This is a genomic window from Paenibacillus sp. HB172176 (assembly GCF_011947265.1).
GTDB lineage: Bacteria > Bacillota > Bacilli > Paenibacillales > Paenibacillaceae > Pristimantibacillus.
Genome location: NZ_JAATHD010000005.1, coordinates 211,780 through 226,860 on the forward strand (window position 1 = coordinate 211,780; position 15,081 = coordinate 226,860).

At 50.3% G+C, this 15,081-nt stretch carries 9 protein-coding genes and 1 pseudogene; 6 read left to right on the plus strand and 4 right to left on the minus strand.

The window, feature by feature from the left end:
• Positions 1 to 2,341: Ig-like domain repeat protein (locus HFP08_RS09765; protein ID WP_168120402.1), on the minus strand; the 2,341-nt coding region annotated here is incomplete at its 3' end.
• Positions 2,342 to 2,556: 215 nt separating this feature from the next.
• Between HFP08_RS09765 and HFP08_RS09770 the strand changes: the two genes are divergently transcribed.
• The 3 genes from HFP08_RS09770 (at position 2,557) to HFP08_RS09780 (ending at position 6,321) form a co-directional block, all read left to right on the plus strand.
• Complete coding sequence (locus tag HFP08_RS09770; RefSeq protein WP_277345845.1) at positions 2,557 to 4,275, plus strand: sensor histidine kinase; 1,719 nt, start codon at positions 2,557 to 2,559, stop codon at positions 4,273 to 4,275.
• The gene (locus HFP08_RS09775; protein ID WP_168120404.1) at positions 4,272 to 5,384 is read left to right on the plus strand and encodes a response regulator; all 1,113 of its coding nucleotides are present in this window, start codon (positions 4,272 to 4,274) and stop codon (positions 5,382 to 5,384) included. The genes HFP08_RS09770 and HFP08_RS09775 overlap by 4 nt, the downstream gene beginning before the upstream one ends.
• A 106-nt stretch (positions 5,385 to 5,490) precedes the next feature.
• Positions 5,491 to 6,321, plus strand: a complete 831-nt coding sequence (locus HFP08_RS09780) for an AraC family transcriptional regulator (protein WP_168120405.1) — start codon at positions 5,491 to 5,493, stop codon at positions 6,319 to 6,321.
• Between the two features lie 8 nt (positions 6,322 to 6,329).
• Here HFP08_RS09780 and HFP08_RS09785 read toward each other — a convergent pair whose 3' ends face one another.
• Positions 6,330 to 7,829, minus strand: a complete 1,500-nt coding sequence (locus tag HFP08_RS09785) for an FAD-dependent oxidoreductase (RefSeq protein ID WP_240941251.1) — start codon at positions 7,827 to 7,829, stop codon at positions 6,330 to 6,332.
• Positions 7,830 to 8,092: 263 nt separating this feature from the next.
• On the opposite strand from HFP08_RS09785, the gene HFP08_RS09790 reads away from it, so the two are divergent.
• The gene (locus tag HFP08_RS09790) at positions 8,093 to 10,747 is read left to right on the plus strand and encodes a 3-keto-alpha-glucoside-1,2-lyase-like domain-containing protein (protein ID WP_168120407.1); all 2,655 of its coding nucleotides are present in this window, start codon (positions 8,093 to 8,095) and stop codon (positions 10,745 to 10,747) included.
• Between the two features lie 84 nt (positions 10,748 to 10,831).
• Here the strand turns inward: HFP08_RS09790 and HFP08_RS09795 are convergent, their stop codons facing one another.
• A complete protein-coding gene (locus tag HFP08_RS09795; protein WP_168120408.1) occupies positions 10,832 to 11,245 on the minus strand; it encodes a universal stress protein in 414 nt (137 codons plus the stop codon).
• Positions 11,246 to 11,402: 157 nt separating this feature from the next.
• Here HFP08_RS09795 and HFP08_RS09800 point away from each other — a divergent pair, with 157 nt between their 5' ends.
• Positions 11,403 to 13,445: a sensor histidine kinase gene (locus tag HFP08_RS09800; RefSeq protein WP_168120409.1), complete on the plus strand. Its 2,043-nt coding sequence runs from the start codon at positions 11,403 to 11,405 to the stop codon at positions 13,443 to 13,445.
• Here the strand turns inward: HFP08_RS09800 and HFP08_RS09805 are convergent.
• Positions 13,408 to 14,082: a response regulator transcription factor gene (locus HFP08_RS09805; protein ID WP_168120410.1), complete on the minus strand. Its 675-nt coding sequence runs from the start codon at positions 14,080 to 14,082 to the stop codon at positions 13,408 to 13,410. The two genes, HFP08_RS09800 and HFP08_RS09805, sit on opposite strands and share 38 nt — an antisense overlap.
• A gap of 183 nt (positions 14,083 to 14,265) precedes the next feature.
• Between HFP08_RS09805 and HFP08_RS09810 the strand changes: the two are divergent.
• Positions 14,266 to 15,081, plus strand: a pseudogene (locus HFP08_RS09810) (hypothetical protein); the annotation flags it as partial.

Consider the following 15,081-nt stretch of genomic DNA (forward strand, 5'->3'; position numbering starts at 1 on the left):
AGACTGACTGAGCTGCATCAATGGCTGTCTGCAGCGTACTGCGCGCGCTCGCCGGTGCATCACCGACGCCCGTTCCTTCCTCATGATCCGTCAACGCCTGATTTGCGTTCGTAATCGCTGTATTCAGCGCCGCGGCGTTGCCCGCTCCGATCACTGCAGCCTCAAAGGCCGAAATCGCTGACTCCAATGTACTTGTCGCTGTGTCCAGCTGCGATTGCGTCCGATTTGTACGATCGTCGTACACTGACTGAGCCGTATCTATCGCCGTTTGCAGTGTACTGCGCGCGCTCGCCGGCGCATCACCGACGCCCGTTCCTTCCTCATGATCCGTCAGCGCTTGATTCGCGTCCGTAATCGCCGTGTTCAGGGCCGTGGCGTTGCCCGCTCCGATCACCGCAGCTTCAAAGGCCGAAATCGCTGACTCCAATGTACTTGTCGCTGTGTCCAGCTGCGATTGCGTCCGGTTTGTACGATCGTCATAGACCGACTGAGCCGCATCAATGGCTGTCTGCAGCGTACTGCGCGCGCTCGCCGGCGCATCACCGACGCCCGTTCCTTCCTCATGATCCGTCAACGCCTGATTCGCGTTCGTGATCGCCGTATTCAGCGCCGCGGCGTTGCCCGCTTCCAGTATATTATCGATTTCAATGGTTTTAACGGTCTCATTTCCGGCTGCATCTCTGGCATATACGGTGTATATGCCATTATCCTCAGCATCAAACTCTCCAGCAGCTTTTATATCTGTCCCTGAGCCGCCGAAAGCCGAAGCATTCTGATTTCCTGCCAGCCATTTCAATTGATCCAGGGAGTTGCCGCTCCCATTAATATTCACCGCAACGCTCACGGTCACCGGATCGAAGGTATCCGCCGTCGGAGAATGCGTCAAGGTCAAATCCGGGGCGTCCGGCATCGTAACCTGATAAGACATGGCGGCCGAAATCGCCGCCGCATAGAATTCATCGCCGCTATATTCCGCCTTCAGTGAATGCGTGGCTGCGGACAGCGAAGTTGTCGTCCATGAAGCCGTCCCTCCCGTGAGTGTACGGCTTCCAAGTATTGTGCTCCCGTCCTTAAATACAACCGTCCCCGTTGGGGTATCACCGTCTCCTCCCACCGTAGCCGTCAAGGTGACCGATTGGAGATAGGAGGACGAAGAAGCCGGTGACACCGTCAAGCCAACGGCGGCAGAGAATTTTTTTAATTGCGGAACAAGCCTCCCACTTCCCCATGTCCAAATCCGCCCCCCGGAATCAATGCCATAAGATTCGAAAAAGCCAACTTCGACGGAAGTGAACTGGACCGGGCTTCCGCCTGCATCCGTCACCTTGATAGGCACATTGGAATCTACAGTTGATCCGTTGCCGAACTTTCCGTTATCATTGCTTCCCCAAGCCCATAGATATCCATGTTCATCCAAGGCCAAGACATGAGCAACGCTGGGGCTTATGTCGGCGAAGACGACCGGAGTACCGCCGTCCGTGACGGGAAGGAGCTTCGGATCATAACGAATCGCATTCGTTGCGCCGCCGTCCCCCAGTTGACCGGCTTCGTAATGGCCCCAAATCCATACCTGTCCATCCTCGTCCAGAGCTGTATTCATGTGATTGTAACCGGATGAAACGGACTGAAATAATACATCCGTCCCCCCGCTGTCGGTAGTTGTATATTTGAATGGATCAAGGTAACTATTCCTATCAATACCCCATAGATAGCCTGCAGTATCAATGCCTAATAAGTAATCATATTTCCCGTCAATCTGCTGAAAGGTCTCTGCGTCGACTCCATCCTTCGTGACCGGAATCGGTACCTCCGACCCTTCCGACAAGACCCTGGTATAATTCCCAAACACCCATATCTTACCGTTCTCATCCAAGGCGTATGATGTATATCTCATCGCCGCAATTTGCTTGAATACGACCTCGTTCCCGCCATCCATCGCCGAAATCTTCGTCCATGAATGAACTTCCCCCAATGCTGAGCCGTTGCCCAATTGGTGGTTATTGTCTTTCCCCGTCGTCCAAATGCGGCCGTCCGTATCCAACGCCATACCATGCTCCACGCCCGCTTTCACGTCTTGGAAGGTTACGGGCGAGCCGCTATCCATTACCTCGACTCGCTTCATGACATTGCTATTAATGGTTATAGTCGTTCCGTCACCGTAAGCTCCGAATGAATTATCGCCCCAAGCCCAAATATGGCCATTGCTGTCCAGAGCGTATCCAAAAAGCATGTTTTGCGAAAGCGATACGAATGATGGAGCTGCGGCAAGCGCCTTGCCAGGTAAAAGAAGCAGCTGAAATAAAAGGACAAATGATAATGCCAGCATCGTTAATTTCTTCAAGAAAACTCAAATCCTCCTTCAAACAAACTTTTTATTTCTTTTATTCTATCAAACAACACTGAAAAGATAATGAAAGTCGTTGCTCTCGATTAACGTTAACGTTTTTACTGTTTTTCTGCTATCATTACATTACAGTAGAATTACAAGATTCTCGAAAATCTGACAATTTACACATAGAGGAGAACACAATGAGTTTGACCTTGTCGAATATCACAATGCTTATTTCCGTTTTTTTGATGAGCGCGTTTCTATGCTATTCTTTTTTTCATAGGAATAATAGAGGCGTGCGCTATTTCGCCTGGGTAATGGTCTGCCGGGTCGTATACGCGGGCTGCGTCATTCTGGAGAGCAACACCGAGACTTTGGATGCCAAGCTGGTCCTGCGGAATATCGGGCAAACCTCGCTCTTGTTCCTCGTCGCTTTCGTGGTGATGTTTGTGCTGGATCTACTGCAGAAGGATGCTTATTTGCGCCCGATTCCGAGAATCATGCTGTTGTCCCTATTCGGGGCATGGTCGGCGCTCGTCTGGACGGATCCTTTTCACCATCTGATTTATGCGGACGTCTTCATGAAGGACGGGTATTTGCAGACAATTAAATCCGTATTCGCCATATCGTTTACTCTTTTTTGGTATCTCATTCTTGCGGTTTGCGTCTTTTCCTTAATCACATACATAAGGAATATACGGCCGGAAATTCGCAAGCCTGCCATGTGGATGCTCGTTTTCGGCTGCGCCACCGCCGTGGTTGAGATCATCAAGTTAATCTTTCCCCACGAGATTGATTGGCTGCTGCCCCTGTCTGTGTATACCGGATTTCTGGGCATGGCGATGCTGTGGATTACGATTCGGTTCAGGCTGTTCTCCATCGTGCCGCTGGCAAGAAACATCGTCATGGAGACGATGCAGGAGGGCATCCTCGTTGTTAGTCAAGGCGGCGCCGTCATCGACAGCAACAATTATGCCGAGTCCTTGTTCGAAGGCGTCGGCATAGGCCGGACAGAAGGCCGGAATATCCGCGATTTGCTGTCGAGGTGGCCGGAGTGGCTGCGCATGTGCGAGCGGATGGAGCAGGGCGAGGCGGAGATTCAGGTCCTTCTTGACAAGGAGACGCGGGTATATGCGGTCAAGGTGTATCCCGTCTATGCCAGAAAACCGGTCAAACACGGCTCCGTGTCGGTATTGATCGATATCACGGAGAAGCAGAGGCGGCTCGAGCAAATTTCCGAGCTGAACAAGCTGAAGGATCAATTGTTCACCGTCGTCTCCCATGATATTCGCGATCCGCTTGCCGTTCAGGTCAATTTGATCGAGGAATTGGAAGAGTCGAAGGAGCAACTGGACAGCGACATGCATGAAATTGTCGATGCATTAAGCGAGCAAGCCCGGAATACGTTCGTCATGATTGAAAATTTGCTGGATTGGTTTCGCAGTCAGAAGGAGGGCACCGTTCTTCATCCACAGTGGTGGGAACTGTCCCCCATTGCGAATGAAGCCTTGGGAATGCTGCGAATGAAAAGCGGAACGAAACGAGTCAAGGTTCATTTGAGCATACCTGCCGACATCAGGATCTATGCGGACAGAGAAGCCGTAACGGTCATTATTCGCAATCTGTTGTCTAACGCGATCAAATTTTCGAGGGAAGGAGGCAGCGTCTTGATGAGCGCGGAGGCGAAAGAAGAAACGGTAACGCTATCCGTTCAAGATAACGGAATCGGCATGTCGACCGAACAGCTTCAGTCGTTGTTTGATTCGAAACAAATCGTCACGACGGTAGGAACAGCGGGCGAACGGGGAACCGGATTGGGCCTGCAAGTATGTCAGTATTTCGTAAGGATGAACGGCGGTCGGATTTGGGCGGAAAGCACTCCGCAGCTGGGAAGCGTCTTCCGCGTCTCGCTGCGCGGTTCCTGTCATGGAGGTGAAGGAGCATGAGGGTTGTCGTCATCGATGATGATAAAGCCATGCTGACGGTCATGAAGCGGCGTCTTGCCCGAATCGATGGGGTAGAGGTAGCGGCGAGCATGAGGCAAGTGTCTCATGCGCGAGACTATTTTCGCCGGGATTCGGCTGATCTTGCCTTTATCGATATTGAAATCGCTGGCGACAACGGCTTGCAGCTTGCGCGGGAATTGAGAGAGAGCCATCGGGATCTGGATATTGTATTCGTGACATCCCACAAGGAATACGCTCTTGATGCTTTCGACTCTTATCCGCTCGATTACATGATTAAGCCGATTTCAACGGAACGGCTGACGGAAACGGTGGAACGGGCCAGGAGAAAGCGGCAAGGGCAGCGGGCAAGCGAGGGCGAAGCAATCGAAGGGAAGCAAATGATTATACAAGGGATGGGAGGTCTGACGGTAGCCGATTGGCAAGGCGGCGAAGTCAAATGGATTTCCAGCAAAAGCAAAGAGCTGTTTGCCTTGTTGCTCTTGAATCGCGGGAAAGAGGTTTCCAGAAGCGTCATTATTGAACGCGTATTTCCCGATATGCCGTTGAACAATTCAAATGCCTATCTTCACACGGCGATGTACCAGCTTCGCAAAGCTCTCACTGCGCAAGGGCTGAAACAGATGGTTATATCGCACTATGACCAGTACCGTCTGGACTTGACCAAAGCGGAAGTTGATTATATCGATTTCGAAAATAAATTACGGGCTCTTGGGGATATTCATGAATCCAACATGGAGGACGCCTTAGCCTTGGAGCAACTATATAAGGGAGAGCTGTTCGGCGAGCAGTCGTACTTATGGGCTGTTCAGGAGCAAGAGCGATTGGGCTATCTGTATGACGATTTCGCCAAAAGATTGATTCGCAATCTGATGGATTGCAAGAAAGCAGCGACTGCGCTGCCCATTGCAAGGAAACTGGTTCGCCGTCATGAACTCGACGAAGAGGCCAATTTCCTGCTCTTGCAGTTGTTGGGCGCAGTTAAGGATTGGAAGGCGCTGCAAAATCATTATGAACGCTTCAGAGATTTGCTGAAACGCGAGCTTGGCATAGAGCCTTCATTCGAGCTGGATGGACTGCTTCAATTGTAATAGGAGAAATCAATGAAGGATTTTTTCCATGCCGGGTGGTGTGATTCCATTCAGAGAAACGCTATAATTGTTGAAGAATCACTCTCTTTTCGGGGGAACCTTGCCTATGACGAAGTCAGTTGAATGCCAATCCAGTGTTTTGTATGCGAATTATTTCACGCACCTATTGCCCCATTCCGTTAATTATAGAGACGGGCTAAGCTTCTACCTGTTCCGTCTGCAGGCTGAAGGGACCTGCCGTGCGCTTGTAGATGGAAAGTACGAAACCATCATCCCCGGCGATCTGCTAGTCTATCCGCCTGATCAGCGCTATGGGCTCATCGTTGAGCCCCGATGCGATCCGGCATCCGGAGATACGCTGCCTGTCGGAGACTATTTCCTGGCCGGCAGCGGGGAATGGATGGATTCGTGGTGGAAAAACAAAGGAATGCCGACGAAAACGAGCATCGGCTTTGACGATACGCTTCTGACTCTGTGGAAGCATATCATCAGTGAAAAGAAAAAAGTAATGGGTAACCATGAGGAAATCATGGACTATCTGCTAAGAGCATTCTGTTTGACACTGGAGCAAACGATTCAGACCAAACAGCGCGCCAAGGGAGCAGATATCGCTTATAAGCTTAAGCAATTCATAGAGAATCATGCTCATGAACCAATCAGTCTGGAAGCTATATCAGCCTCCGTCAGCTTGAGCGTTTCTCGCTGCTCCCATCTGTTCAAAGCCGCATTTGGCAAGTCTCTGTTCGCTTATTGTATTGATGTCAGGCTAAAGCTTGCGCAGCAGCAAGTGCTCTACAGCAGTATTGCGCTGGAGCAAGCGGCAGAAAAGTCGGGGTTCCAGAGTTACCCGCATTTCTGCCGATTGTTCCGTGAGCGATTCGGGCATTCTCCGACAGAATATCGGCGTAAATTCGGCTTCGAATTCAATCCATATTGAAGAGGCTGTCAGTTGTCAGTATACATGACTTGATTTTCTTGAACGAGCGCGGCGCGCAATTGCTCGTACTGAACATGCTGAACGACGCCGTCCGCATTAAGCGCCAGTACGGCGGCGGCTGCAGCCGATTGCCCCAGAATCATAAATACGGGCTCCATTCGGATTGAGCCGTAGGCTGCGTGAGTAGCGGACACGCATACCGGCACGATCAGATTGCTGCACTCCGTCTGTTTTGGCACAATCGCCCGATAGCTTATGGGATAAGGCGCATCAAGCTTCACATAAAAGCCGCCCTCCGTGCTTACATGCCCTTCTTCGTTCACATAGTATTGCGTGTGATGCGAATCCATGGCGAAGGATCCCATTCCTATCGAATCCGGTACTTGCTGCTCCCGTCTGACCACATGCTCTGTCACCACGTAATCGCTAATCATTCTGCGTGATTCTCTGACGTATAACTGGGGAGTCCAATGACCGCTTTCAATAAACTCATCAAGCGGCAGCCCCCAAGGCTTGTAGATCGCGCGAATGTCCTCGGGTACGCGCGGATGATTCTGAATGGTCCAGACATAGCCTTGCTGATAGAGCAGATGAGCTTGATACATTTGTTCACGCGCACGATAATCCGCCTCCGCATAACTATGGTTCATTCCATTGTAGTCGGTAGAGATGCCGCTGTTGTTATTGGAATCGGTCTTATCCGTCGACACTTTGTTTAATTTGAAAAATTTAGAGGCTTGTCCTTGCTCGATAGCCCGGAACAATATTTCATAATCGGCTTCGTTATAGCCCTCGGGCTTCTCAATCTCAAGGCGATTATCCGGGCAGTTCGTCAAACACATGCGAAAGTTATACGCTTGAAGCTTGTTGTCTCCATCGCCGATGCTTCCGCCGCGATCTGGCTGGACACGCAAGAGCAAGCCGCTTGAAGGTACTCCTTTCACTACGTAAGGATCAATCCCGCCGGGCAATTCATTGCCGGGATGAATGCCGTTTAAGGTTTCCCCGTACATGGAATTGGATTCCCGTCCGACAAAATAAGAGACATCGGAATTGCCCATCAAATCTCCTTCATAACTCGCGTCAATAAAAATTTGTCCTTCAAAAATGCTCCCTGATTCCATTTGAATGGAGACGATGGTTGAGCCTTGCTTTGTCACTCCGTTCGTCAGCTCAAGTCTCTCCCCATATGCGACTTCAATGTCGTTTTCCGTTACCCAATCTTGCAACACTTCGAGCGCCACTTTGGGTTCAAACAGCCAGCGTGTTCCTTCTTGCGCATATTTTCGCGCGATTCGCTCATAAAATTCCAATGCCAAGCCGCCAACTGCTTGCTCCATTCCTATATCCGTATCGCCCAAGCCTCCGCTGGTCAATCCTCCAATTCGATGACTCGGCTCAATGACAATGACGTTTTTGCCCATTCTTTTGGCTTGAACGGCCGCCGCAATGCCTGCAGCCGTTCCTCCATAAATGACGAGATCATACTGCTTTTTCTGAAGCTTCAATTTCATTCCTCCTTCGCATATTCGAGTGCAAATCTTATTATAATTGTATAAAAGATGAGTTAAAATGATGGATCTTATTAACTTGGTTGATGTATCTTGCTATTTCTTCAACGAAATATAAATCAGACAGCCCCTTGGGAGAACTATCTCATAGTGAAAATGTATCCCTTGAGAGTGAGCTTGCCTCACTCCATTTTTGAAGAACGAGATTTATAATTAATTTTGATAACGCTTTCATTAATTCAAAATTTGAGGAGGTATTTATGATTACCATGACAAGAAAGGCCATGTATTTATTCGTCGTGTTCGCTGTTATCTTCACCGGATATCTGCCGCGAACGACGGAAGCGGCGCCGGCGACGATTCAGAATTATCCAATGCCGTCCATCTATACCGCATCCAGCGTGTTTTCCTTAAAAGCGGATAATCAGACGATTCCCGTCATCAGCTACAAGGATGACTATGATTATGCGGAATTTTCTTTCTCCGGCACAGTAAGTATCGAAGTGACCAATAACGTGCCCATAACCTCATATTCCATCAGTCCTCAAGCCAAGAATATCGAGGGCACAGTCAGTGGCAATAAGCTAACGTTCTCGCTTTCTTCCTCCACCTACGTTATCGTGAAAATCAATGATCAGAAGAAAAAGATCGTTATTGCGGCGGATCCCTTGGAGACGAATATTCCCCCATCCTCCGGCTCCGGAATCTATAATGTGACGGCAGCGCCGTACCATGCGGACAATACGGGAGCTTCGATGGCATCCGGCGCGATTCAGGATGCGATTGATGATGCTTATCAAGCTGGCGGAGGTACGGTGTATGTTCCGGCCGGCGTCTATAAGAGCGGAAATCTGACGTTGAAGAGCAATGTAACCTTTTATCTTGCTGGAGGCGCCGTTATAGCCGGGACTGGCAAGGGAGAGGATTATACCATTGACTTCCGCAAGGATTCACGGAATGCGGATGGCACTTATTTTATCCGAACGGCCATAAATTCCAGCAATATCACCATTCGGGGACGGGGAACCATCGACGGGAACGGCATTGCGATGCGGGAGCGGATCATGCCTGCACCGAATAAGAGCGAAGGCTTCCTGAACAATCTGCTCGTCCCGCTCGCTACCTCGAATTTCACGTTTGACGGTTTGATTTTGCGGGATGCCGGGTTCTGGTCGTTCATGGTCGTACGTTCCGACAATGTGACCATCAAGAATCTGAAGGGATTTCAGGATCTGTACAAAATCGAGAATGACGTGATCGATATTAACGAAAGTCAGAATGTGCTGGTGCAGCATGCAGTCGCGATATCTGACGACGATACGTATTCGACGAAAACGTGGCTGCAGACGGGAATGTCCAGCGGCTGGCCGGGAGCGCTCGAGCATCTGGAGAATGTGGTCTTCGATGACGCGCTTGCATGGACAAGATGCGCGGCCTTCAAGATTGGCATGGGCGTGGCCCAGCCGCAGATCGGCGTGACCATTCGAAATTCATATGTGTTCCAAAGCTCGCGGGCGTTGCTGGTCAATCATGGCTACAATTACAATACATTGCCGGAGGAGGGCTATGCGCAGAATATTACGTTCGAGAATATTGACATCGAACGCGTCGGCATCAATCAATTCGGAAACTATTGGCTTGGTGTGACAACCAGCACCTCTGGCGATGTAAGCAATGTGGTAGTCAAGAACGTTAATATTCGCGAGCTTGGTTCGCAGCAATCCAGACTTTCCGGAAATGTTGAAAAAGGCGGCATGGTTAACGGCGTTATGTTCTCCGATGTGTATGTGAAAGGGAAGCTCGCGACAAATTTGAACGACTTGAAGCTGTCCGTATATAACGCCAATGTTACGGGCGTGAACTTCGCCAATACCCAGCCTCTTCTCGCCGATAATTTCGAGGATGGAGATATGGCCGGCTGGACATCCGTTAGCGGAGGCTGGAACGTGCCGACAGTTGGCTTGAATACCTTGCTGTCCAGCGGTAGCCAGACAACGACATCTCTTATTACGGCAAGCGCTGGCAGCGCATGGGCCGATTACATCTTTGAAGCGGGAGTTGGGATGGGGATTACCAATGCCAATGCGGGGATTCTCTTCCGGGTGCAGAACGCCGACAATTATTATATGTATCGGATCAACTCCTCGAATCAGAAGCTGGAGCTATACAAGGCGGTCGGCGGACAACTGACGCTTGTAGCCAGCACGCCGTTCACAGCTCAAGAGAAGCAGTGGTACAAGCTTAAAGCGGTCGTCCAAGGCAATACGATTAAAGGCTATGTCGATGGAGCATTAATGACCGAATGGACGAATCCCGTATCTCAATTGACCACCGGCGGAGTCGGCTTCCGCACCACCTCGGCAGGCGTTCATTTTGACGATGCGATCGTGACTCCAATCATTCGCTTCAACGACAATTTCGAAGATGGAAATTCGACTGGATGGTCATCCGCTTCCGGCTCCTGGAGCGTGACAACAGACGGCACGAAGGTGTTGAACCAGAATAATTCAACGACTGCGCTGATTACCGCCGGCGATGCCTGGACGGACTATGTATATGAAGCAAAAGCGAAAATGCCGATTGCAAATGCCAACGCGGGTATTGTCTTCCGGGTGCAGAATGCCGACAATTATTATATGTACCGCATTAATTCCTCCAATCAGAAGCTGGAGCTGTACAAAGCGGTAAATGGTCAGTTGACCCTCGAATCCAGCACATCGTTCGCGGCTCAGCCGAACCAGTGGTACGCGATCAAGATCTTCGTTCAAGGCAACACGATCAAAGGCTATGTGGATGGAGCCTTAAAAACGGAATGGACGAACCCCATAACGGAATTGACAACAGGCAAGATTGGCTTTCGGACCACTTCGGCCAATGTTTCTTTTGACGACGCTGTCGTCAGGTTCTCCTTTTAATCGCTGAATCCGATATGCAAAAACAGTGCCGCAGTTGAGTCATTCAACTGTGACACTGTTTTTTTGCTGAGAGGTTTCATGGCTTTATTTAATAATCAGTACTGGCACTTTGGCATGCTGGGCGACATTATGACTGACACTGCCAAGAACGAACTCGCCCAATCCGTTCAAGCCTCTGCTGCCGATGACGATCAGATCCGCATTGACTTCCCCCGCGTAATGAAGAATCTCCTTGGCAATGCTGCCGCTTCTGACTTCAATGTGAACATCCGAGTGATCGCCAATTTTTGATTTGATCTTGGCGATTACCTCATCGGAGTAATCCAACGCTTGCGGCACATAGATAGCTTCGCCAAGCACATAAGTCGTAACATTGGAGACGTGAATAATGTGCAGCTTGGAGAAATGATTGGATTTGGCGATTTTCAAAGCGGAGTCGAGCGCCTTCTCGGAGGTCTCCGACCCGTCATAAGCAACAACAATTTTGGAATATAGCATATGGACCACTTCCTTTCTTCGTATAACTTATTATAACCGAAGGAGAGATGACGTTGCTATGATATATATCACATGGCTTTGCGGCGGGAAATCGTGTTTACTGGAAGCATCTGTGGTAAAGTGGAGCAAAATGCGAATGAAGAGAGGGGACGGAAAGATGGGAATGGTAATGCGAATTGTGGGAATAGCGGTTTTACTGTTCATTTCTATCGTTTCAATTGGCTTCTCTCAATCCGACGAATATCAAGGATTCTATCATTCTTCTTTCCAGGTTTCTGAATCCGGCGCCTCTTCCGAATTAAGCGGAGCATGGGAGTTCTATCCCGACCTACTGCTAGAGCCGAGCGATATCGGTCTGCATGCCCTTGATGCCAGGGCTATTCAGGTGCCCGGTTCCTGGAGGAAGGCGGCTGCGGATGGAAGCGAGCTTCAGGCTTTCGGATACGGAACCTACAGAACCGTCCTCGTTATTTCTGAGAATCAAGTTGGACAGAAGAGGGCGCTTGTCTTCCATAATATAGGAAGCGCCTATCGTTTGTGGATTGACGGCAAGCCGTATGGCGGAGTCGGGATGGTTGGCACGAATTCGGCGGACGAAACTCCGCTTTTAGAGCATAGACTCGTTGAGTTCCGGCCGGAGGATCGTACGGTGGAGCTAGTCATTCAGGTCTCGAACTTTTCGTTTCGCGAGGGAGGCATTGTTCAAGCTGTGAAATACGGCGACCCGCAGACATTAAATCGTGCCATGTTTATCGACACCTGTCTGGCTGTGTTTTTGATGGGAGCAGCGCTATTCATGGGTCTATATCATCTGATCATGGCGATGATTCGCAAGCAGAATCGCATTTTGCAGCTTGTCGGCTGTCTGTCTTTCGCTTATGGCATTCGGACATTCGCAATGACCGAGCATGTGGCGCTTGCCTTCTTCCCTTCTTTCTCCTGGCGCGAAATGGTTCGAATGGAATACGCGGCAGGCGCCTCGGCTATCTTATTGCTCGCCCTGTTGGTACGTCGTTTGTTTCCCGCCGAGGCAAACCGTTTTCTAGTCGGTTCGATTGTCGCAATCAATACGATTTTACTCGCGATTGTGTTTTGCACGCCTTCTTCCTTTTTTACTAAACTGCTTCCCTATCATCCATTGCTCTCGCTTGGGATTCTTCTTTATCTGCTTATTGCTGTTGCGATTAAAGCGAAGAAGCGGCAACGGGCGGGCGCAACATGGCAGATCGTCGGTATTTCGATTCTATTAATCGCTTGTCTGAACGATACGCTCAATTACATTATGGTTCTGCATACCTTCTACGTCATGAATTACGCCGGTTTTTTGTTTGTCCTGATTCAAGGTTTGATTGCGGCGAAGCGCTATGAGCAACTGCAAGTCGATAATCGGGCACTGTCCTCGGAGCTTCATGAGCTGAATCGGTTGCTTCAGCTAAAGGTGGAAGAACGGACGCAAGAGCTTCGGGAGCAGAAGCGTGAATTGGAAGAGACGCAGCAGACGAGGACAAGACTGCTCGCGAACGTAGCGCATGACATCGGAACGCCGATTGCGGGCCTCCATGCGTATATGCATATGCTTCGGGACGGAAGACTTCAGGGACAGGAGCTCCCGGTGTACGACCGCATGATAGACAAACTATCCTCGATTCAGCGATTAAATCAGGATTTGCTAGAGCTGTCGAAGCTGGAATCGCGCACGTTGCCGTTCTATGTGGAACGAATTCCGTTTCGAGAATGGTTCGGACAGGCGCTTGAATCTCTGCAATCGGAATATCTGCTTAAGGGCGTCGTAATCGAATGCGGTAAGGAAGAAAGGAGGTGGGGGGACGAGGAGGTGCAAGTGGAAGTCGATCGGCATCGCTTGTGGCAGGTCATGTACAATCTGGTCAGCAATGCGGTCAAATTCGGATTGAACGAAGAATGCAGGGTCATTCTTCATTGCTGGGCATGTGAAGAGAACGGATATTTAAAGGCGCAATTCGCAGTCGAAGATTTTGGCAAAGGAATATCCCGGGAGCATTTGCCATACATTTTTCAGCAATTTTACCGACGTTCGGAGAATAGCGAAGGCAGCGGCATCGGGCTGGCTATCGTGAAGCAAATCGTCGACCAACACGGCGGGGCTGTTAAGGTGCGCAACAAGCCGGAGGGAGGCTGCATCTTCACGATTGCTCTTCCGGCCTGGACAGCTTCGCAATAGCATCATAGCGATTCCCGACGCCTAGCTTCTCGTAGAGCGCGCTTAAGTTATTGCGAATGGTTCCTTCGTTCAGAAATAGCTTCTCAGCCATTTCACGAGATGAATACCGCTTCAGCAACAGTCCCGCCAATCGTTTTTCGCGAGCAGTGAGCCCGAATGCTTGCAAGGAAGGCTCAAGCGCCTCTTCTTCCTTCTGTTGTCTCGCTTTTTCAATCGTATAAGCGGCGAGCTTGGTCGCGACCTCCACCGGAAGCAGATATTGTCCCTCCGACAGCTCCTGGATCATCGTCAGAAGCTTGGGAACATCATTGCTTTTGACGGCAAAGCCGTTAGCTCCGCTGAGGAGTCCCTCGATAATATATTCTTCTTCATTAAACGTCGTAAGAATGACGATCAGCATGTCAGGATATTCCCGACGCAACATTTTCGTGCATTCAATGCCGTTCATCCAAGGCATTTTAATATCCATCAGCACGACATCCGGCGTTTCCATGGCTTGGAGCTTTTCAATGGCTTCCAGGCCATTCCTTGCTGCGCCGGCCCATCTCAAATTCGACTCTCCTCTAATAAGCATTTCCATGGCTTCCCTGAAGAAATCGTCGTCGTCTACGAGAAACAGGTTAAGTAGTTTGGTCATGTTTGTTTGCCTTTCAAAATGCTATTTTTTCTATTTTAGCATGAAATAGCTGGATTTTTCTCTGTTTTTGTCGATTGATGACACTTTGTCACTGTTCAACAACAAGGAGGTCATTTATTCTATGGAGAGTTGGTCTGTCGATCTATATAAGGTGATGAAATCGTGTCAGAGGGGATGTTTGTTATGCGAAGAAAAATTTCCAGGTTTCTAGTTGTAATACTTATCGTCTTTTTGGGTTTAAACACAGTGATAGCCGATGTATGGGTTGAAATGGCGGTCGCAGCTCCTGTGGATGCCGTACCGCCGACAATCGGGACGCAGCCGCAAGGCGCGACGGCGAATGAAGGCGACCCGGAAATCCTCCTGTCGGTCGCTGCGACGACGACTGGTAATGGAACGTTAAGCTACCAGTGGTATCGGAACAGCGTGGACAGCAATACGGGCGGCTTTGCCTTGAACGGTCAGACGAGCGAAACGTACACAGTATCGACCGGTGCAGCCCGCGACGACTATTTTTATGTCGTTGTTACAAATACGGATGAGAGCGTCCCCGGAACGAAGACGGCAAGCGTGAGGAGCGCGACGGCGCATGTCGTGGTGAACGAACTGGCCGACGCGACGCCGCCGACAATCGGGACGCAGCCGCAAGGCGCGACGGCGAATGAAGGCGACCCGGAAATCCTCCTGTCGGTCGCTGCGACGACGACAGGTAATGGAACGTTAAGCTACCAGTGGTATCGGAACAGCGTGGACAGCAATACGGGCGGCTTTGCCTTGAACGGTCAGACGAGCGAAACGTACACAGTATCGACCGGTGCAGCCCGCGACGACTATTTTTATGTCGTTGTTACAAATACGGATGAGAGCGTCCCCGGAACGAAGACGGCAAGCGTGAGGAGCGCGACGGCGCATGTCGTGGTGAACGAACTGGCCGACGCGACGCCGCCGACAATCGGGACGCAGCCGCAAGGCGCGACGGCGAATGAAGGCGACCCGGGA